At 60.2% G+C, this 19,157-nt stretch carries 16 protein-coding genes and 1 riboswitch; of the genes, 8 read left to right on the top strand and 8 right to left on the bottom strand.

Annotated features, from left to right (window positions below; genetic code table 11):
- Positions 1-25: 25 nt before the first annotated feature.
- Entirely contained in the window at positions 26-1,267 is a 1,242-nt protein-coding gene (locus tag ACYZTZ_RS26055) for a D-amino acid dehydrogenase (RefSeq protein ID WP_462000093.1), read from the top strand.
- A gap of 107 nt (positions 1,268-1,374) precedes the next feature.
- Positions 1,375-2,277: a transporter substrate-binding domain-containing protein gene (locus tag ACYZTZ_RS26050; protein WP_462000092.1), complete on the top strand. Its 903-nt coding sequence runs from the start codon at positions 1,375-1,377 to the stop codon at positions 2,275-2,277.
- 104 nt (positions 2,278-2,381) lie between these two features.
- Here the strand turns inward: ACYZTZ_RS26050 and ACYZTZ_RS26045 are convergent, their stop codons facing one another.
- Positions 2,382-3,101 carry a 16S rRNA (uracil(1498)-N(3))-methyltransferase gene (locus ACYZTZ_RS26045; protein ID WP_462000091.1) on the bottom strand — a complete coding sequence of 240 codons (720 nt, stop codon included), beginning with the start codon at positions 3,099-3,101 and terminating at the stop codon, positions 2,382-2,384.
- 146 nt (positions 3,102-3,247) lie between these two features.
- Positions 3,248-4,654, bottom strand: coding sequence for an adenosylmethionine--8-amino-7-oxononanoate transaminase (locus tag ACYZTZ_RS26040; RefSeq protein ID WP_462000090.1), 1,407 nt, complete (start codon positions 4,652-4,654; stop codon positions 3,248-3,250).
- 222 nt (positions 4,655-4,876) lie between these two features.
- Between ACYZTZ_RS26040 and ACYZTZ_RS26035 the strand changes: the two genes are divergently transcribed.
- The 3 genes from ACYZTZ_RS26035 to ACYZTZ_RS26025 all read left to right on the top strand — a co-directional run bounded on the left by ACYZTZ_RS26035 (position 4,877) and on the right by ACYZTZ_RS26025 (position 8,062).
- Positions 4,877-6,622, top strand: a complete 1,746-nt coding sequence (locus ACYZTZ_RS26035) for a flavin monoamine oxidase family protein (RefSeq protein ID WP_462000089.1) — start codon at positions 4,877-4,879, stop codon at positions 6,620-6,622.
- 262 nt (positions 6,623-6,884) lie between these two features.
- Entirely contained in the window at positions 6,885-7,436 is a 552-nt protein-coding gene (locus tag ACYZTZ_RS26030) for a cytochrome b (RefSeq protein WP_462000088.1), read from the top strand.
- A gap of 32 nt (positions 7,437-7,468) precedes the next feature.
- Entirely contained in the window at positions 7,469-8,062 is a 594-nt protein-coding gene (locus ACYZTZ_RS26025) for a YceI family protein (RefSeq protein WP_033060424.1), read from the top strand.
- Positions 8,063-8,201: 139 nt separating this feature from the next.
- Here the strand turns inward: ACYZTZ_RS26025 and ACYZTZ_RS26020 are convergent, their stop codons facing one another.
- The 4 genes from ACYZTZ_RS26020 to ahcY all read right to left on the bottom strand — a co-directional run bounded on the left by ACYZTZ_RS26020 (position 8,202) and on the right by ahcY (position 13,666).
- A complete protein-coding gene (locus ACYZTZ_RS26020; RefSeq protein ID WP_462000087.1) occupies positions 8,202-10,085 on the bottom strand; it encodes a DEAD/DEAH box helicase in 1,884 nt (627 codons plus the stop codon).
- Between the two features lie 223 nt (positions 10,086-10,308).
- The gene (locus ACYZTZ_RS26015) at positions 10,309-11,124 is read right to left on the bottom strand and encodes a substrate-binding periplasmic protein (RefSeq protein ID WP_462000086.1); all 816 of its coding nucleotides are present in this window, start codon (positions 11,122-11,124) and stop codon (positions 10,309-10,311) included.
- Between the two features lie 197 nt (positions 11,125-11,321).
- The gene (gene metF, locus ACYZTZ_RS26010; protein ID WP_462000085.1) at positions 11,322-12,167 is read right to left on the bottom strand and encodes a methylenetetrahydrofolate reductase [NAD(P)H]; all 846 of its coding nucleotides are present in this window, start codon (positions 12,165-12,167) and stop codon (positions 11,322-11,324) included.
- A gap of 89 nt (positions 12,168-12,256) precedes the next feature.
- Positions 12,257-13,666, bottom strand: coding sequence for an adenosylhomocysteinase (ahcY, locus tag ACYZTZ_RS26005; RefSeq protein WP_008152012.1), 1,410 nt, complete (start codon positions 13,664-13,666; stop codon positions 12,257-12,259).
- Positions 13,667-13,689: 23 nt separating this feature from the next.
- A riboswitch (S-adenosyl-L-homocysteine riboswitch) is annotated at positions 13,690-13,792 on the bottom strand.
- A 198-nt stretch (positions 13,793-13,990) separates the two neighbouring features.
- Between ahcY and ACYZTZ_RS26000 the strand changes: the two genes are divergently transcribed.
- On the top strand, positions 13,991-14,395 hold the full coding sequence (locus ACYZTZ_RS26000) for an acyl-CoA thioesterase (protein WP_033060418.1): 405 nt from the start codon (positions 13,991-13,993) through the stop codon (positions 14,393-14,395).
- Between the two features lie 173 nt (positions 14,396-14,568).
- On the top strand, positions 14,569-15,456 hold the full coding sequence (locus ACYZTZ_RS25995) for a formate/nitrite transporter family protein (RefSeq protein ID WP_046045262.1): 888 nt from the start codon (positions 14,569-14,571) through the stop codon (positions 15,454-15,456).
- On the opposite strand, the gene ACYZTZ_RS25990 is transcribed toward ACYZTZ_RS25995, so the two are convergent.
- Together ACYZTZ_RS25990 and ACYZTZ_RS25985 are read right to left on the bottom strand one after the other, a co-directional pair.
- The gene (locus ACYZTZ_RS25990; protein WP_462000084.1) at positions 15,457-16,722 is read right to left on the bottom strand and encodes a cation:proton antiporter; all 1,266 of its coding nucleotides are present in this window, start codon (positions 16,720-16,722) and stop codon (positions 15,457-15,459) included.
- 184 nt (positions 16,723-16,906) lie between these two features.
- On the bottom strand, positions 16,907-18,076 hold the full coding sequence (locus ACYZTZ_RS25985) for an MFS transporter (RefSeq protein WP_462000714.1): 1,170 nt from the start codon (positions 18,074-18,076) through the stop codon (positions 16,907-16,909).
- A 219-nt stretch (positions 18,077-18,295) separates the two neighbouring features.
- Between ACYZTZ_RS25985 and ACYZTZ_RS25980 the strand changes: the two genes are divergently transcribed.
- On the top strand, positions 18,296-19,129 hold the full coding sequence (locus tag ACYZTZ_RS25980) for an EamA family transporter (RefSeq protein ID WP_095127118.1): 834 nt from the start codon (positions 18,296-18,298) through the stop codon (positions 19,127-19,129).
- Positions 19,130-19,157: the final 28 nt, after the last annotated feature.

Raw genomic sequence — 19,157 nt, 5'->3', positions numbered from 1 at the left:
GTTTCAACAACGGTTAAGGACAGACATGGCTCAGCGGGTTTGCATCATCGGTGGTGGCGTCATCGGGCTGACGACAGCTTACGCACTGGTTCGCGACGGCATCGACGTGACGCTGATCGAGGCCCGGGATTCGCTGGGCAGCGAGACCAGTTTCGCCAACGGCGGCCAGTTGTCCTACCGTTACGTCGCGCCGCTGGCCGATGCCGGCGTACCGTTGCAGGCGCTAGGCTGGATGTTGCGCGGTGACTCGCCGTTGAAGCTGCGCCCGCGCCTGGACCCGGCGCAATGGCGCTGGATGGCATCTTTCCTGGCGGCCTGCCGTCGTTCGGTGAATCAGCGCAACGGTGCGCACCTGCTGCGTCTGGCGCTGCTGAGCCAGTCCACGCTGCAAGGTTGGCGCGACGAAGATCGCCTCGACGGTTTCGGTTGGCGGCGCAACGGCAAACTGGTGACGTTTCGTGAAGCCGCGAGTTTCGAACACGCTCGCCATGGCCTGGCCGATCCGCAACAGCAGCACGTGCTGTCGCGGGCCGAATGTGCGCAGCTGGAGCCTGCACTGGCCGAAGCGCCGTTTGTGGGCGCGATTTATACCCCTGACGAAGAGGTCGCCGATTGCCATGCTTTCTGCCAGCAACTGCAGGCTCGACTCCAGGCGTCGGGGCGTTGCGAGTTTTTACTCGGCCAAAAGGTCACCGGCATTCGCCACGCGGACGGCGCGGTGCAGGCCGTCGAAATGGGTTCGCAAGTGCTGCCGGTCGAGCAACTGGTGATTGCCGCCGGTCATCGCAGTCCGGCGCTGGCATTGCCGGGCATGAACCTGCCGCTGTATCCGCTCAAGGGCTACAGCCTGACCTTGCCGATCCGCGCCGAACATCGTGCGCCAGAACTGAGCATCACCGATTACAACCGCAAGATCGTTTACGCCCGCATCGGCGAACAGCTGCGCGTGGCGGCGATGGTCGACATTGTCGGTTTCGACCCGGCGCTCGACCCCAAACGCCTGGCGCTGATCAAGCGCCAGGCGCAGGAAACCTTGCCCAATGCCGGCGATTACGATGCCGCCATCGAATGGGCCGGCATGCGCCCGGCCACCCCCAGCGGCGTGCCGTTGATCGGGGCCACGGCGTACCGCAACCTGTGGCTCAACCTCGGCCATGGCGCCCTGGGTTTTACCCTGGCCTGTGGCAGCGCCCGGGTGCTCAGCGAGTTGATCGCCCGGCGCACACCTTCAATCGAAATGCAGGGCCTCGCCCCCCGCGTCGCCTGACTTGAAAAGGAAAAACTGATGAGCATCAACCGAATCCAGAGGTTCTGGTGGAAATCACCGTGATCGCCGCCCGCCGCTAATCGCTCTACCCACAACGGAGAATAACAATGCAAAAAATCACGTTGATCGGCTGCACCCTCGGCCTGCTGCTCGCCAGTCAGGTCCAGGCCAACGAAGCGCCGCTGACCGGCACGCTGAACAAGGTCGCCAATGCCAAGAGCATCACGCTGGGTTATCGCGACGCGTCGGTGCCGTTCTCCTACGTGGGTGATCACACGGGGCAGCCGATGGGCTATTCGGTGGACCTGGCGAGCAAGATTGTCGAGCGCATCAAGCAAAAACTCGAGCTGCCGGATCTGCAGGTGAAGTACAACCTGGTGACCTCGCAAACGCGCATTCCACTGGTGCAGAACGGCACGGTCGACCTTGAGTGCGGCTCCACCGGCGTGACCGCCGAGCGCATGCAGCAAGTGGCGTTTTCCTACGGGTTTATCTACGTGAAGGGTCAGTTGCTCACGGCGAAGGACAGCGGCATCAAAAGCTTCGCCGACCTGCGCGGCAAGAACGTCGTGACCACCGCCGGCACCACCAACGAGCGGTTTCTGAAGAGCTACAACGTCGATCACAAGATCGATATGTTCGTGATCAGCGCCAAGGACCACGGCGAAGCGTTCCAGATGCTGCAGTCGGGTCGGGCGGCGGCGTTCTATATGGATGACGCGCTGCTTTACGGCGAACGCGCCAAGGCCCGCGATCCGCATAACTGGGTTGTAGTGGGTGAGGAGCAGTCGCGGGAAATCTACAGCTGCATGGTGCGCAAGGATGATCCGCAGTTTCTTGCGTTGGTGAACTCGACTCTCGCCGATCTGTACAGTTCGGGTGAGATCAATGGCATCTACCAGCGCTGGTTTGAACAGCCGATCCCGCCGAAGGGCTTGAACCTTGAGTTCCCGATGACCAGCGAACTCAAGGCGATCATCGTCAAGCCGACGAGCGATCCGGTTCAGTAGCAGCCAGATCGACCGCTAGACTGCGTCGCGGCCATTCGCGAGCAGGCTCGCTCCCACAGGGGAATGCATTTCAATGTGGGAGCGAACCTGCTCGCGAAGTGGCCCTAGAAGTCACCCCAAAGCTGTTGGGCAACCGCCAATGCCACCACCGGCGCGGTTTCAGTGCGCAGCACGCGAGGGCCGAGGCGGGCGGCGTGAAAACCGCCAGCCTTGGCCTGCTCGACTTCAGCGTCGGACAACCCTCCTTCAGGCCCGATCAGAAACGCCAAGGTCCCAGGTTTGGCATGGCTCACCAGCGGCTCGGCCACCGGATGCAGTACCAGTTTCAATTCGGCCTCCGTCTGCTTCAGCCAATCGGCCAGCAGCAGTGGCGGATGAATCACCGGCACCCGTGAACGCCCGCACTGCTCGCAAGCGCTGATCGCCACCTGGCGCCAGTGCATCAGGCGTTTGTCGGCGCGTTCATCCTTCAGCCGGACTTCACAGCGGTCGCTGAAGATCGGAGTGATTTCAGTCACCCCCAGTTCGGTGGCTTTCTGAATCGCCCAATCCATCCGCTCGCCACGGGACAAGCCCTGGCCGAGATGGATCGACAATGGCGACTCAACCTGCCCGGCGAAGCTTTCATCGATCTGCACCACGACGCGCTTCTTGCCGACCTCCACCAGCGTGGCGCGAAACTCCTGGCCCGAACCGTCGAACAGTTGCAGCGCATCACCCTCGGCCATGCGCAACACGCGGCTGATGTAATGGGCCTGGGCCTCGGGCAATTCGTGTTCGCCGGTGCTCAAGGGGGCGTCGATAAAGAAGCGGGACAGTCTCATCTTGGGTCTCTGGAAAGTGTTAATCATCTGAATCGGTGTCGACTTCATTCGCGAGCAAGCCCGCTCCCACATTGGAATGCGGTCAACTGTGGGAGCGGGCTTGCTCGCGAAGGCGGCGGCCCGGACGCCACAGAATCCCAAATAACTTAGCCCGGATCGCGGAAGCCCGGATGAAAGTCCTTCGGCACCGACACGCTAACGCTGTCACGAGTCGCGATGTCGATGCCTTCGCTGGCCACTTCGGCCAGAAAGTCGATCTGATCAGGCGTGATCACGTATGGCGGCAGGAAGTACACCACGCTGCCCAACGGTCGAAGTAAAGCACCACGCTCCAGCGCATGCTGGAACACTTTCAAGCCGCGACGTTCCTGCCACGGATAAGCTTCCTTGGTGGCCTTGTCCTTGACCATCTCGATGGCCAGCACCATGCCGGTCTGGCGCACTTCCGAAACGTTCGGGTGATCGGCCAGGTGCGCGGTGGCGCTGGCCATGCGCTGAGACAGGGCCTTGTTGTTCTCGATGACGTTGTCTTCTTCGAAGATATCCAGCGTCGCCAAGGCTGCCGCGCACGCCAGCGGATTGCCGGTGTAGCTGTGGGAGTGCAGGAAGGCGCGCAGGGTCGGGTAGTCGTCGTAGAACGCGCTGTAGACATCTTCGGTGGTCACGCAGGCCGCCAACGGCAGGTAACCGCCGGTCAGGGCCTTGGACAGGCAGAGGAAGTCCGGGCGGATGCCGGCCTGTTCACAGGCGAACATCGTCCCGGTGCGGCCGAAGCCGACGGCGATTTCGTCGTGGATCAGGTGCACGCCATAGCGGTCGCAGGCTTCGCGCAGCAGTTTCAGATAAACCGGGTGGTACATGCGCATGCCGCCGGCACCCTGGATCAGCGGCTCGACGATCACTGCGGCGACGGTGTCGTGGTTCTCGGCCAGGGTCTGTTCCATGGCGGCGAACATGTTGCGCGAATGTTCTTCCCAGCTCATGCCTTCCGGACGCAGGTAGCAATCCGGGCTCGGCACCTTGATGGTGTCCAGCAGCAGCGCCTTGTAGGTTTCGGTGAACAGCGGCACGTCGCCCACCGACATCGCCGCCATGGTTTCGCCGTGGTAGCTGTTGGTCAGGGTGACGAAGCGCTTCTTGTTCGGCTGGCCGCGGTTGAGCCAATAGTGAAAGCTCATTTTCAGCGCGACTTCGATGCAGGACGAACCGTTATCGGCGTAGAAGCATCGGGTCAGGCCTTCCGGCGTCATTTTCACCAGGCGCTCGGACAACTCGATCACTGGCTGATGACTGAAACCAGCAAGGATTACGTGCTCCAGCTGATCAACCTGGTCCTTGATGCGCTGGTTGATCCGCGGGTTGGCGTGGCCAAACACGTTGACCCACCAGGAGCTGACGGCGTCGAGGTAGCGTTTGCCTTCGAAGTCTTCCAGCCAGACGCCTTCACCGCGTTTGATCGGGATCAGCGGCAGCTGTTCGTGGTCTTTCATCTGGGTGCAGGGATGCCACAACACCGCGAGATCGCGTTGCATCCACTGATTATTCAGGCCCATTTTCAGTCTCCTCGAGGCGGCTCGCGACGTGCGCGGGCAAACAATCGCGCAAGCCTATGCAATGCGCGACGTGGGGACAACCCATTGTGTGGATTGAGCTACTTTGTATAGGTGGATAGACGTCGCTGGCGGCCTTTTGATGGCTGACGTATTCTTCGCGGTTCTTTGGGCCGTCTGGCTCGTAAAACCGCTATTTCCTCGTGTATTTCCGGAGTTCTCTGAATGTCTGCTGGTTGGCTGCGCGCCTGTGCGCTGGTGATGTTGGGGCTGTTCAGCGTGTCTGCGCTGGCCAAGGATAAAACGGCGATCGTGATCGGCGGAGGGCTGTCTGGCCTCACCGCGGCTTACGAACTGCAAAACAAGGGCTGGCAGGTCACCCTGCTGGAAGCCAAACCGGGCATGGGCGGTCGCTCCGGCATGGCCACCAGTGAGTGGATCGGCAACGACAAGACCCAACCGGTTCTGAACAAGTACGTATCGACCTTCAAACTGAGCACCACGCCGGCCCCAGAGTTCGTGCGGACCCCGGGCTACCTGATTGACGGTGAGTATTTCACTGCCGCCGATCTGGCCACCAAGCAGCCGGCTACCAGTGACGCGCTCAAGCGCTACGAAAAGACTCTGGATGATCTGGCGCGCTCGATCGAAGACCCGCAGAACCCAGCGGCCAACAGCACACTGTTCGCCCTGGACCAGATCAACGTGGCCAACTGGCTCGACCGTCTGAATCTGCCGGCCACGGCACGTCAGTTGGTGAATCAGGAGATTCGTACCCGTTATGACGAACCATCGCGCCTGTCGCTGTTGTACTTCGCACAGCAAAGCCGCGTTTACCGTGGCGTTGCTGACCGTGACTTGCGCGCCTCGCGCTTGGTGGGTGGCAGTCCGGTGCTGGCCCAGGCTTTCGTCAAACAACTGAAAACCATCAAGACCAGCTCCCCGGTCTCGTCCATCACCCAGGACAAGGATGGCGTAACCGTCAAAGTCGGCAGCGTTGGCTATCAGGCTGACTACGTCGTCGTGGCCGTTCCATTGCGCGCACTGAACAAGATCCTGATGACCCCGTCGCTGGATGCCCAGCACATGGGCGCGATCAAGGGCACCAACTACGGCTGGCGCGACCAGATCATGCTGAAGTTCAAGACGCCAGTGTGGGAAAGCAAGGCGCGCATGACCGGCGAGATCTACAGCAACGCCGGTCTGGGCATGTTGTGGGTTGAGCCGGCGCTGAAGGGCGGCGCCAACGTGGTGATCAACATTTCCGGCGACAACGCCCGGGTGATGCAGGCTTTCGGCGACAAGCAGATGGCCGATCAGGTGTTGATTCGCCTGCACGCTTTTTATCCACAGGCGCGCGGTTCGTTCACCGGCTATGAGATCCGCCGCTACAGCACCGACCCATCGATGGGCGGCGCTTACCTGGCGTTCGGTCCTGGCCAGATCAGCAAGTACTGGCGTCTGTGGGAGCGTCCGATTCAGCGTGTAACCTTTGCTGGCGAACACACCGACACCTTGTACCCGGGCACGCTGGAAGGTGCATTGCGCACCGGTCAGCGGGCAGCCAGTCAGGTAGAAGACCTGGCGGCCGGCAAGTCGTTTGAACCGGCGAAAGTTGTTCCGGCAGCGACCGTTGCGGCGGCCGGCGCGGTGGCGGCGAAGAAAGGCAACTTCTTCACCAACCTGTTCATTGGTTCTGACGACAAACCGGCACCGGTCAAAGCGCCAGAGCCAGTGGCTCCGGTTGCTCCGGCACCGGCTCCAACACCTGCGCCGGCCCCAGCGCCAGCGCCGGTCGAAGCACCGAAACCAGCGGAACCGGTGAAAGCCGAACCCGCCAAAAAAGCCCCGGCCAAAGCTGCGGCGAAAAAACCTGCGGCCAAAAAGGCCCCGGCGAAGAAAGTTGAACCGGCCAAGAAGCCAGCGGCCAAACCTGCTGCGACTCCGGCAACGGATACCAAAGCGCAGTAAGCTTTGGGACTAAAAAACGCGGCAGAAATGCCGCGTTTTTTTATGCCCGAAGAAAACCAAAATCAAGAATCGAATAAACCTTATGGCGCAGGTGTTCTTTAGTTGGACGTCATTTTTTATTACACATGGGTCTTTAATCTTTCCTTAACTCACCTATTTCAGACTCTTGATCGTATTTCTCGATATTTCAAAGCGAAATTTTCCGCTTTAACTCGATAGATAACTCGATAGTCTTGTTCGCAGTTCTCACAGGATTTGGGCAATGCAGCTACGTAATTCTTCTTCGCGCTACGGTTGGGTCAGCATCTTCATGCACTGGGGTGTGGCGCTGGCGGTCTTCGGTCTGTTTGCGTTGGGCTTGTGGATGGTCGGTCTCGACTACTACAGCACCTGGCGCAAAGACGCGCCCGACTTGCACAAGAGCATTGGCCTGGTGTTGTTAGCCGTCATGGTCCTACGGGTCCTGTGGCGTTTTATCAGCCCGCCGCCACCCGCACTTGAAAGCTATAGCCGCATGACGCGCCTTGGCGCCAAGCTCGGCCATTCGTTCCTGTATCTCAGTCTGTTCGCTGTGATGATTGCCGGTTACCTGATTTCCACCGCAGAAGGTGTCGGGATTCCGGTGTTTGGCCTGTTTGAAGTCCCTGCATTGATTTCCGGACTACCGGATCAGGCAGACACCGCCGGTGTGATTCATCTGTACCTGGCGTGGGTGCTGGTAATTTTTTCCGGTCTCCATGCGTTGGCAGCACTGAAGCACCACTTTATCGATCGTGATGCGACCCTCACTCGAATGCTGGGGCGCAAAGCTTGACGTTCAACCTCGACTCCCAAGGAATAGAAAGCATGTTGAAAAAGACTCTCGCCGCTCTGGCAATCGGTTCTGCTCTGTTGTCCGCCAACGTGATGGCGGCTGACTACGTCGTCGACAAGGAAGGCCAGCACGCCTTCGTTGACTTCAAGATCAGCCACCTGGGCTACAGCTTCATCACCGGTACCTTCAAGGATATCGACGGCAAGTTCAGCTTCGACGCTGCCAAGCCAGAAGACAGCAAGATCGAGTTCAATGTGAACACCGCCAGCGTGTTCACCAACAACGCCGAACGTGACAAGCACATCGCCAGCGGCGATTTCCTGAACGCGAGCAAATTCGCTAAAGCCACGTTTGTTTCCACCAGCGTCAAATCCACCGGCAAAAACGCCGCTGGCAAAGACACTGCTGACGTGAGCGGTAACTTGACTATCGCGGGCGTGACCAAGCCGATCGTGGTCAAGGCCACTTTCCTGGGTGAAGGCAAGGATCCGTGGGGCGGCTACCGTGCTGGCTTCGAAGGCACCACCAACCTCAAGCGCTCCGATTTCGGCAAGCAGAAAGACCTGGGCCCACAGTCCGACGCGGTCGAGCTGTACGTGACGTTTGAAGGTGTGAAAGCGAAGTAATGCTGAGACAGTAGGAGCTGCCGCAGGCTGCGATCTTTTGATCTTATAAAGATCGCAGGCTCCTACAGAAGCAGTTCGCAGCACAAACAAAAATGCCCCGGATCGTGAGATCAGGGGCATTTTTTGTTACTGCGTTAAATCAGCGATTGCGGGTCAGCAACGCTGGTTTCTCGCCGCGCGGACGGCCTGGCAGTTGATCAAGTTGCTCAGGAGTCGGGAAACGATCGGTTTTCGACTCCTTGTGAATGATCTTCGGTGCCGGGCCGCGCGGGTTTTGCACGGCCGGTTCCGAACGCGGCTGCTCGTCGGTGCGGGCCGGGCGGCGGTTGCGGGACTCTTCGCGACGGGCCTGGCCGTCACGTGGAGCACCGTTGCGTGGGCCGCTGCGCTTGGCCGGCGGAGTGCCGGTGGTGGCGCCATCGCTGCTGCGTGGGCCGCTTTGACGACCCTGAGGCTTGGCGCCGCCGGTGCGCGGAGCACCTGCGCCAGCTGTCGTGCCTTGTGCCGGAGCACCCGGACGGCGGCCACGGCCCTGAGCCGGTTTGGCTTGGGGAACGTAGTCGACGCGGTTACCGAAGTTATCGATATCGTCGTCCAGGAACTCGTCCGGAGCTCGGTCTGCAGCAGCAGCGCGTGGCGCTGGACGCTGTTGCTCGCGAGCCGGAGTGCCTTCACGTGGCTTGTGTTCACGCGCCGGACGATCACCACGGCCAGTGGCTGCAGGTTTTTCCTTGCCGCCCTTGTCCTTGCCTTTGTCTTTACGACCGCCGCCACCGCCGGTGCCGTTCGGACCGTCGCCGCGCGGGCCACGTGGGTTGCGCGGGTTACGCACATCCGGACGCTCGCGAACTTCAGGTTTCTCGGCTTCTACAGCGCTGGAATCGAAGCCCATCAGGTTGCCGTCGGCAATCTTCTGCTTGGTCATGCGCTCGATGCTTTTCAGCAGCTTTTCTTCGTCCGGAGCAACCAGCGAGATCGCTTCGCCCGAACGACCGGCACGGCCAGTACGGCCGATACGGTGAACGTAGTCTTCGTCGACGTTTGGCAGTTCGAAGTTGACCACGTGTGGCAACTGATCGATGTCCAGGCCGCGAGCGGCGATGTCGGTGGCGACCAGGATGCGCACTTCACCAGCCTTGAAGTCGGCCAGGGCTTTGGTGCGAGCGTTCTGGCTCTTGTTACCGTGGATCGCAACGGCGCTGAGGCCGTGTTTGTCCAGGTACTCGGCCAGACGGTTGGCGCCGTGTTTGGTGCGGGTGAACACCAGCACCTGTTCCCAGGCGCCAGCGGTGATCAGGTGGGCCAGCAGCGAACGCTTGTGGTTGGCTGGCAGACGGAATACGCGCTGTTCGATACGCTCGACCGTGGTGTTCGGCGGCGTGACTTCGATGCGTTCCGGGTTGTGCAGCAGCTTGCCGGCGAGGTCGGTGATGTCTTTGGAGAAAGTCGCCGAGAACAGCAGGTTCTGGCGTTTGCTCGGCAGACGGGCGAGGACCTTTTTCACGTCATGGACGAAGCCCATGTCGAGCATGCGGTCGGCTTCGTCCAGCACGAGGATTTCCACGTGGGACAAATCGACGCTGCCTTGACCGGCGAGGTCGAGCAGGCGGCCAGGGCAGGCCACCAGCACGTCAACACCGCGGGACATGGCCTGAACCTGTGGGTTCATGCCGACGCCGCCGAAGATGCAGGCGCTGACGAACTTCAGGTCACGGGCATAGACCTTGAAGCTCTCGTGTACTTGAGCCGCGAGTTCGCGAGTAGGGGTCAGGACCAGTACGCGCGGTTGGCGCGGGCCGTGACGCTGGGATTTGTCCGGGTGACCGTTGGGGAACAACCGCTCCAGAATCGGAAGGGCGAAGCCGCCGGTTTTGCCAGTACCTGTCTGAGCCGCGACCATCAGGTCGCGACCTTGCAACACGGCGGGAATGGCCCGCTGTTGCACCGGAGTAGGCTCGGTATAGCCCGCTGCCTCGATGGCGCGGACTAAAGCCTCGGAGAGACCGAGGGAAGCAAAGGACATGAGTAATCCTGTTTTAGTTAGGGCTTGGCCCAATGGGAGTCTTGCCTGGCGCGAATGGCGTTTATGAGGAACGCAATCCCGTCCGGTCCTGCTCGGCCAAGAAGGCTCATCTGGAGTGCTCGCGCGGGCTGAGAAGCTGCGCTGTAGCGGGGTCGAGATGCCTTGAACAAGTCCGAGCGTCCGGGCGTGAGCCTGGCGGGAAGGCCGGAGTATAACAGAGCAATCACTGCGCGCCGCTTTCCTGCTGCTCAACGGTTTTTCCGTTGGCGGCGGTGGCTCTGGTGGTTTTTACCTCGGCCGCCGGGTCGGCGCCATAACGGGCGCTCAGTTCAGCGTACGCGGGCTCGCGCTTGAAGCGTTTGAGTTCGGCGCCGAAGCGCTGCACCAACAAGTCCATGCCGGCGTTGCGGCGCACTGCCAGGAACTGGCTCTGGTGGCTGATGACGGTCGGGTTCTCGGTAATCTTGTCGCGGATGCCCAATTCGTCGAGCAAGTGCTGACCAACCCTGCGATCAGTGATCAGCAGGTCGATACGCCCGCGCACCAGTTTGCCGAAGTTGGCTTCATGGGTCGGCGCCGGTTCGCGAGTGAACAGGGTCGATTCGCTGAAGTCCTGGCTGTACAGGTAGCCTGGGGATGTGCCGATGGTCAGCCCTTTCAGGTCGGCCAGGGTGTGAAAAGGGTGGGGCCGCTCATTGGCGTAGAACATCACGAACTCCACTTCTGACAGCGGCTCGCCGGGGTAGAGCAGGGTGGCGTCGCGCTCATCACTGTGGAAGATGTCCAGCGCGCCGTCTGCCTGGCCCGTTTCGAGCATCGACAGGCAGCGTTTCCACGGCAGGAACTGCCAATCCACTTCGATGCCCAGGCGTTTGAAGACGATGGCGGTGGTTTCGTAGTCCAGTCCCAGGGATTTGCCGTTTTGCTCATACACGTACGGCGCCCAGGGCTCAGTGACAATGCGCAGCTTCTCGCCCCGAGCGGCGAAGCTCAGGCAAGTAAAAAGAAACACGGTCAGTAACTGCGTGATCAAAGGCATGGCTTGAGATTACGACGAGAAACCGGAAAGAGCCAGAAACGGGATCCAGAAGCTCTAACTCAGAGTGTTGCTGCACAATAAAAGGGCGTTAAAAGCAAAAGATCGCAGCCTCGTTTCACTCGACAGCGCCTACAGGGGATTGCGTACCCTGTAGGCGCTGTCGAGTGAAACGAGGCTGCGATCTCTTGATCTTGCTTTTAGCGCGGCAACTTCAGGTTGTTCCACACCGCCAGGCTCGGTTCGGCCTGGTTCAGCGTGTAGAAGTGCAGCCCTGGAGCGCCACCCTGCAGCAGGCGTTCGCACATCTCGGTGATGACTTGCTCACCAAAGCTTTGAATGCTCTGGGTGTCGTCGCCGTAGGCTTCCAGCTGCTTGCGGATCCAGCGCGGGATTTCCGCACCGCAGGCATCGGAGAAGCGCGCCAGCTTGCTGTAGTTGGTGATTGGCATGATCCCCGGAACGATCGGGATGTTCACGCCCATCGCCCGTACACGCTCGACGAAGTAGAAGTAGCTGTCGGCGTTGAAGAAGTACTGGGTGATCGCACTGTTGGCGCCAGCGTTGGCCTTGCGCACGAAGTTGGTCAGATCGTCTTCGAAATTGCGCGCTTGCGGGTGCATTTCCGGGTAGGCGGCGACTTCGATGTGGAAATGATCGCCGGTTTCTTCACGAATGAATTCAACCAGGTCATTGGCGTGGCGCATTTCACCACTGGCCATGCCCATGCCGGAAGGCAGGTCACCGCGCAGGGCAACGATACGGGTGATGCCGGCCGCCTTGTATTGGGTCAGCAGGCCGCGCAAGTCGTCCTTGCTGTCGCCAACGCAGGACAAATGCGGTGCGGCAGGGACTTTGACTTCGCTTTCGAGCTGCAACACGGTGTTGAGGGTGCGATCACGGGTCGAACCACCAGCGCCGTAGGTGCAGGAGAAGAAGTCAGGGTTATAGGTCGCCAGATGACGGGCAGTGGCGATCAGTTTTTCATGCCCAGCGTCGGTCTTCGTAGGGAAGAACTCAAAGCTGTAGCGACGGTCTTCGGACATGGGAATACCCTTTGCAATCGCAAAAGGCGGGCCGGTGATGGCCGGTCCGCCTGGTCAGGATCGGCGGGCGCAAAGCCCGCCGGGTCCAATCAGTAGCGGTAAGCGTGCGGCTTGAACGGACCTTCAACGGTCACGCCGATGTAGTCGGCCTGGGTCTTGGTCAGTTGAGTCACAACGCCGCCGAAACCGCGAACCATTTCCAGGGCCACTTCTTCGTCGAGTTTCTTCGGCAGTACTTCAACAGTCAGGCGCTCGGCTTTCTGGGCTGGCGACAGGTCGGCGTACTTCTGGCCGAACAGGAAGATCTGAGCCAGAACCTGGTTGGCGAACGAACCGTCCATGATGCGGCTTGGGTGACCGGTTGCGTTACCCAGGTTAACCAGACGGCCTTCGGCCAGCAGGATCAGGTAGTCGTCGTTCTGAGCGTCGAATGCGCCAGGGCCGGTACGGTGGATCTTGTGAACCTGTGGCTTCACTTCTTCCCATGCCCAGTTCTTGCGCATGAAAGCAGTGTCGATTTCGTTGTCGAAGTGGCCGATGTTGCAGACAACAGCGCGCTTCTTCAGGGCTTTGAGCATGTTCGAGTCGCAAACGTTGACGTTGCCGGTGGTGGTCACGATCAGGTCGATCTTGCCCAGCAGCGCTTTGTCGATGCTTGCTTCAGTACCGTTGTTGATACCGTCGATGAACGGCGAAACCAGCTCGTAGCCGTCCATGCACGCTTGCATGGCGCAGATCGGGTCGACTTCGGAGACTTTAACGATCATGCCTTCCTGACGCAGGGACTGGGCCGAGCCCTTGCCCACGTCACCGTAACCGATGACCAGCGCTTGCTTGCCGGACAGCAGGTGGTCGGTACCGCGCTTGATCGCATCGTTCAGGCTGTGACGGCAGCCGTACTTGTTGTCGTTCTTGCTCTTGGTCACCGAGTCGTTGACGTTGATGGCCGGGATTTTCAGCTCGCCCTTGGCCAGCATGTCCAGCAGGCGGTGAACGCCGGTGGTGGTTTCTTCGGTGACGCCGTGGACGCGGTCCAGGATCGCCGGGTATTTCTTGTGCAGCAACTCGGTCAGGTCGCCGCCGTCGTCGAGGATCATGTTGGCATCCCAAGGCGCGCCATCTTTGAGGATGGTTTGCTCCAGGCACCACTCGTACTCTTCTTCAGTTTCGCCTTTCCAGGCGAAAACCGGGATACCGGCAGCGGCGATAGCGGCAGCGGCCTGGTCTTGAGTCGAGAAAATGTTGCAGGACGACCAGCGCACTTCGGCACCCAGGGCAACCAGGGTTTCGATCAGCACGGCGGTCTGAATGGTCATGTGGATGCAGCCGAGGATCTTCGCGCCTTTGAGCGGCTGCTCACCGGCGTACTTGCGGCGCAGACCCATCAGGGCCGGCATTTCGGATTCGGCGATGATGGTTTCGCGACGGCCCCAGGCAGCCAGGGACATGTCGGCAACTTTGTAATCGTTAAAATCTGCAGGCGTGATAACAGCGCTCATGATGAGCCTCCATTCGTAATGTATGCGAATGGGCGCCGTTGTGCGTTTAGTGTCTGACCGATAACGGTCAAGCAACGCCCCATCCGAGCCTGACAGGTCGAACCTGCTGCAGCGCCCCTCGGACAGGTGGCGGGAAAACGGTATCAATGGAACGTTACCGTTTTGAAACGGTGGCGATTATAGCCGTGTGAGCGATACTTCCAAAGCGTTTCTGTTGGTCAATGTCTGAACGGTAATCGAGGCCATAGCCGATGCTTGATAGAGCTCTAGGTCGGGCTCTGCCATGATGCCCACCATCATTCGGCAAGACGCTCAGGAGTGAATATGAATTTCCACACCCGCAAATGGGTAAAACCCGAAGACCTCAACCCCAACGGCACGCTGTTCGGCGGCAGCCTGTTGCGCTGGCTCGACGAAGAAGCGGCGATCTACGCCATCGTCCAGCTGGGCAATCAGCGTGTGGTCACCAAGTACATTTCCGAGATCAACTTCGTCAGCGCCTCGCGCCAGGGCGACATCATCGAACTGGGCATCACCGCCACCGAGTTCGGTCGCACCTCCATCACCCTGAAGTGCGAAGTGCGTAACAAGATCACCCGCAAAAGCATCCTGACGGTGGAGAAGATTGTCTTCGTCAATCTGGGCGAAGACGGCTTGCCTGCGCCGCACGGCCGGACCGAGATCACGTACGTCAAAGACCAGTTCAAGGATGATGTCGCCAGCGAGTAATGCGAGCCCGGTAGGAGCTGCCGAAGGCTGCGATCTTTTGATCTTGATCCTGGTGATGTCACTGTCCGCTGAAAATCAGAATCAAAAGATCGCAGCCTTCGGCAGCTCCTACAGAACGTAACCTGAACCCTGCGTGTCGTACCTACATGACACGCCACGGGTTCAGGAGCTTTATGGACGCGCAAAAAGACGGCAAGACCCCGAACCTCTCGCCTGAAGAACAGCACGACGTCGAAAAGAGCCAGCCGCCGCGAGCGGCGGTGCTGCACGAAATCATCCGCACCCAGGGCGATCAGGAACTCGAGCGCAGTGTCGCCGCCTTGTGGTGGTCGGCGCTGGCCGCCGGCCTGACCATGGGCCTGTCGCTGATGGCCATGGGGCTGCTCAATTCCCGTCTGCCGGACGGCGAAGGCTTCAAGGTGATTGCCAGTTTCGGTTACTGCGCAGGCTTTCTCGCGGTGATCCTCGCCCGTCAGCAGTTGTTCACCGAGAACACCCTGACGGCGGTGCTGCCGATCATGACCAAACCCACACTGAGCAATTTCGGTCGGTTGCTACGCCTGTGGTCGGTGGTGCTGGTGGGCAACCTCTGCGGCACGTTGCTGGTGGCGTATGTGATGCTGAATCTGCCGATTTTCGACAGCAAGACCGACCTGGCCTTCCTCGATATCGGGCGCAAGATCATGGAGAACGACGCCAGCCAGATGTTCGCCAAAGGCATTGTGTCGGGCTGGATGATCGCCACCATGGTCTGGATGATTCCGTCCATGGAGAGCGCGAAGATGTGGATCATCATCCTCATCACCTACCTCATGGCGCTGGGGGATTTCACCCACATCGTGGTCGGTTCGGCCGAGGTCTCGTATCTGGTGTTTGCCGGTGAGTTGCCGTGGAAGGATTTCTGGCTGGTGTTCGCCGGGCCGACGCTGGCGGGGAACATCATCGGCGGCAGCTTCATCTTCGCGCTGATCAGCCATGCACAGATTCGAAGCGAGAGCGGGCCGCCGAAGAAGTCTACGGATCAAGGCCCTGAGCCCGACCCGCAGAAGACCAAAAAGTAGTCAGTGATGTTCGGCCTGTGCCGCTGGCGCAGGCTCATCCTTGGTCACGTGCTTGACCAGTTTGCCAATGCTCAAACCCTGCAACAGGATCGACGACAGCACCACGATGTAGGTGATGCTCAGCAGCAAGTCACGCTCCGGACCCAACGGCAAGGCCAGGGCCAGTGCCACCGAAACACCCCCGCGCAAACCACCCCAGGTCAGAATCCGGATCGTCCCGCGCGGGACCGTACGCCAACGCCGCAGCAGCACGATGGCCGGCGCCACCGTCAGCAGGCGCGAAAGCAGAATCGCCAGCGCCAGCAAACTCGCCGCCAGTACGTGCAACCAGTTGAACGGCAGCAGCAACAACTCCATGCCGATCAGGGCGAACAGCAGGGCGTTGAGCATGTCATCGAGCAATTCCCAGAAACCGTCCAGGTACTTGCGAGTCATGTCGTTCATCGCCAGATTGCGGCCCAGGTTGCCGATGATCAGGCCCGCGACCACCATCGCGATCGGAGCGGAGACGTGCAGTTCCGACGCCATGGCCGAGCCGCCGATCACCAGCGCCAGGGTCAACATCACCTCGATCTGATGCTGCTCGATGCTCTTGATCATCAGGTACACCAGGTAACCGATCAGCCCACCAAACAGCACGCCGCCAATCGCCTCGTGGGCGAACAGCATGGCCGTGGCGCCGACGGTCGGGGTTTCGCCGAGCTGCGCGATGCCCAGCAACACGGTGAACACCACGACAGCGGTGCCATCGTTGAACAGCGACTCGCCGACGATGGTGGTTTTCAGTGGCTTGGAGGCGTTGGCGGTCCGCAGCACACCGAGCACCGCGATAGGGTCGGTGGGGGAAATCAGCGCGCCGAACAGCAGACAATAGAGAAAGCTCACGTGCCAGCCGAACAGGGCAAAAATGTAATAGGCGAGGCTGCCGATTACGGCGGTGGCGATCAATACGCCGAAGGTTGCCAACAAACCGATGGGCCAGCGATGGCTGCGCAGGTCATTCAGGTTGACGTGCAGGGCGCCGGCAAACAGCAGGAAGGACAGCATCCAGTTCATCAGCAGATCGCCGAAGTCGATCTGGCCGATCAGCTGTTGCACACGTTCTTCGAGACCGGGGTAGCCGATGAAACTCAAGCCTTGCAGCAGCAGGGAAAACATTAGCGCGGTGACCATGACGCCGATGGTCGGGGGCAGGCCGATGAAGCGGAAATTCACGTAGGTGAGGAGTGTGGTGAGGCAGATAAACGCAGCGACAAGTTCAAGCATCCGGGGTCCTTGGATTAGGAGGTGGTAGATAGAGATGGAGTATTCGGCAGGTTCACCGCGTCAGCTTCATCGCGAGCAAGCTCGCTCCCACAGGGTCTGTGCCGAACACAAAGGTTGTGTTCACATCGATCAACTGTGGGAGCGAGCTTGCTCGCGATGGCGGTGTCAGCAGCAGTGCAGTTATTCAGCCGGACACATTGACCGCAGCGACACCGCGACGTTGCAGATAGATGTAGAAAAGCGCCGTCAGCACCGTCAAGCCACTGACCAGCGCGCCGGTCCACGGCAAGTCCGCCAGATCCGCACCACTGGCGACGACCAGTCCACCAATCCATGCACCGGCCGCGTTGCCGAGGTTGAACGCGCTTTGGTTCAACGTTGAGCCCAGATTCGGCGCTTCATGGGCCTGATCGATGATCAGCAATTGCAAAATCGGACACAGGGCAAATGCGAAGATGCCCCAAAGCACCAGCGTGATCGCCGCTGGAATTGCCGAATGACTGGTCTGTGTGAACGCGGCCAGCACGACGAGCACGGCCATCGCCATGCCCACCAGTGACGGCAGCAATCGACTGTCAGCCAGGCGACCGCCGAGCATGCTGCCCGCGGTCAACCCGACCCCGAATAGCAGCAGCATGATGGTGATTCCATGCGGGCTGACGCCGGTGATGTCTTGCAGGATGGGGGCAATGTAAGTGAACACGCTGAACAGACTGGTCGACGCCAGCACACTCATCCCCAGCGCCAACAACACGTTGACCTTGCCCAGCACTTTGAACTCGCTGGCGAGGTTGGCCTTGTCCATGGCGATGTCCTTCGGCAACCAGACCCACTGCGCGATCGCGGCAATCACGCCGATTACCGACACCGCCCAGAACGTCGAGCGCCAGCCGGCGTATTGCCCGAGTGCAGTGCCCAAAGGCACGCCCAGCACGTTGGCCAGGGTCAGGCCGGTGAACATCATCGCAATTGCTTGGGCGCGTTTGTTCGGTGCCACCAAACCGGCAGCAACCACCGAACCGATGCCGAAGAACGCACCGTGGCAGAGCGCGGTGACCACGCGTGCGGCCATCAGCGTGGCGTAGTTCGGCGCCAATGCACAAAGAATGTTGCCGAGGATGAACATCAACGTCATGCCCAGCAGCGTGGCTTTGCGCGGCATGTTGGCGGTGCCGACCGCGAGGATCGGCGCACCGAACACCACGCCCAGGGCGTAGCCGGTGATCAACAGGCCCGCGTGGGGGATGCTCACGGCGAGGTCGCGGGCGACATCGGGCAGCAAGCCCATGATGACGAATTCAGTGGTGCCGATGCCGAACGCGGCAACAGCGAGGGCAAGCAAGGCGAGTGGCATGCGCATGATCTCTGTCGGTAGTCTTGACGCTCTGATCAGGCATACGCATGCCGACGCCCGTTCTCGACGAGAGCGGACGGTGGCAAAAAATTATTGGAATTAGTCTGTGCGCAACTGAGTGCGGCGTGGTCGCTTGCAGTATAAACAGCTGCTGACATATGGCGAATCAATTATCTGGGCGCTTCCCGCAGGGAACAAAAATAAATAAAGGAGTGTGCCGTGCTTGCAACAGCACTGGTGTTAGTAGCGGCGCTGTTGCACGCAGCGTGGAATACCCTGATCAAATTCAGTGCGGAACGGCTGCTGGTGGTGGCCTGCATGGACAGCGTGGCAATGCTGTTTGTCGCGCTGATGCTGCCGTTCGTGGCGCTGCCACCCCTGGACATCTGGCCGTGGATTCTGGCGTCGGCGGCGTTTGAATTGCTCTATCGCTATTTGCTGATCCAGGCCTATCGGGTTGGTGATCTCGGGCTGGTCTATCCGCTGATGCGTGGCTTGTCGCCGCTTGTGGTGCTGGCACTGACGCTGATTTTTGCCGGGGAAGTGCTGACGAACCAGCAGATCTTCGGGATTCTGCTGATCCCGTTCGGCATGCTTTGCCTGCTCTGGCAGGGCGGCGGCGGAGCGCGATTGCCGTGGTCGATGCTGCCGGTGGTGGCGTTGATCGGCCTGTGCATCGGCTGCTACACCTTCATCGATGGTCAGGCGTTGCGGCGCTGGTCGCATCCGCTGGATTACCTGGTGTGGGTCACGTTGCTCAGCGCCTGGCCGTTTCCGTTACTGGCGCTGGTGCGTAAGCGACCGGCCTTCATGTTGTTCTGGCGTGAACAGTGGCGACTGGGGTTGGCGGTCGGGTTTTGCGTGTTGTTCAGCTACGCTCTGGTGCTGTGGGCCATGCAGCTGGGCTCGATTGCCGAAGCGGCGGCATTGCGCGAAATCAGCGTAATTCTGGTGGTGCTGTTCGGCATGCGTTACCTGAAAGAACCTTTCGGCAGGCCACGGCTCTTAGCCTGTGGGCTGGTGCTGATCGGCATACTGGTGATGAAGTTTTGACTGGAGCTCGACTCTTGAAACTTGAAGA

It is taken from the genome of Pseudomonas sp. LB3P58 (assembly GCF_054897895.1).
This window is presented reverse-complemented; position numbering and strand designations above follow the sequence as displayed.

Coding starts and splice junctions, on each gene's coding strand:
- ahcY (WP_008152012.1), bottom strand. CDS start 13,666: ATGAGCGCTGTTATCACGCCTGCAGATTTTAACGATTACAAAGTTGCC.
- ACYZTZ_RS26000 (WP_033060418.1), top strand. CDS start 13,991: ATGAATTTCCACACCCGCAAATGGGTAAAACCCGAAGACCTCAACCCC.
- ACYZTZ_RS26050 (WP_462000092.1), top strand. CDS start 1,375: ATGCAAAAAATCACGTTGATCGGCTGCACCCTCGGCCTGCTGCTCGCC.
- ACYZTZ_RS26035 (WP_462000089.1), top strand. CDS start 4,877: ATGTCTGCTGGTTGGCTGCGCGCCTGTGCGCTGGTGATGTTGGGGCTG.
- ACYZTZ_RS26040 (WP_462000090.1), bottom strand. CDS start 4,654: ATGGGCCTGAATAATCAGTGGATGCAACGCGATCTCGCGGTGTTGTGG.
- ACYZTZ_RS25995 (WP_046045262.1), top strand. CDS start 14,569: ATGGACGCGCAAAAAGACGGCAAGACCCCGAACCTCTCGCCTGAAGAA.
- ACYZTZ_RS26055 (WP_462000093.1), top strand. CDS start 26: ATGGCTCAGCGGGTTTGCATCATCGGTGGTGGCGTCATCGGGCTGACG.
- ACYZTZ_RS25985 (WP_462000714.1), bottom strand. CDS start 18,076: ATGCCACTCGCCTTGCTTGCCCTCGCTGTTGCCGCGTTCGGCATCGGC.
- ACYZTZ_RS26020 (WP_462000087.1), bottom strand. CDS start 10,085: ATGTCCTTTGCTTCCCTCGGTCTCTCCGAGGCTTTAGTCCGCGCCATC.
- ACYZTZ_RS25990 (WP_462000084.1), bottom strand. CDS start 16,722: ATGCTTGAACTTGTCGCTGCGTTTATCTGCCTCACCACACTCCTCACC.
- ACYZTZ_RS26015 (WP_462000086.1), bottom strand. CDS start 11,124: ATGCCTTTGATCACGCAGTTACTGACCGTGTTTCTTTTTACTTGCCTG.
- ACYZTZ_RS26025 (WP_033060424.1), top strand. CDS start 7,469: ATGTTGAAAAAGACTCTCGCCGCTCTGGCAATCGGTTCTGCTCTGTTG.
- ACYZTZ_RS26045 (WP_462000091.1), bottom strand. CDS start 3,101: ATGAGACTGTCCCGCTTCTTTATCGACGCCCCCTTGAGCACCGGCGAA.
- metF (WP_462000085.1), bottom strand. CDS start 12,167: ATGTCCGAAGACCGTCGCTACAGCTTTGAGTTCTTCCCTACGAAGACC.
- ACYZTZ_RS26030 (WP_462000088.1), top strand. CDS start 6,885: ATGCAGCTACGTAATTCTTCTTCGCGCTACGGTTGGGTCAGCATCTTC.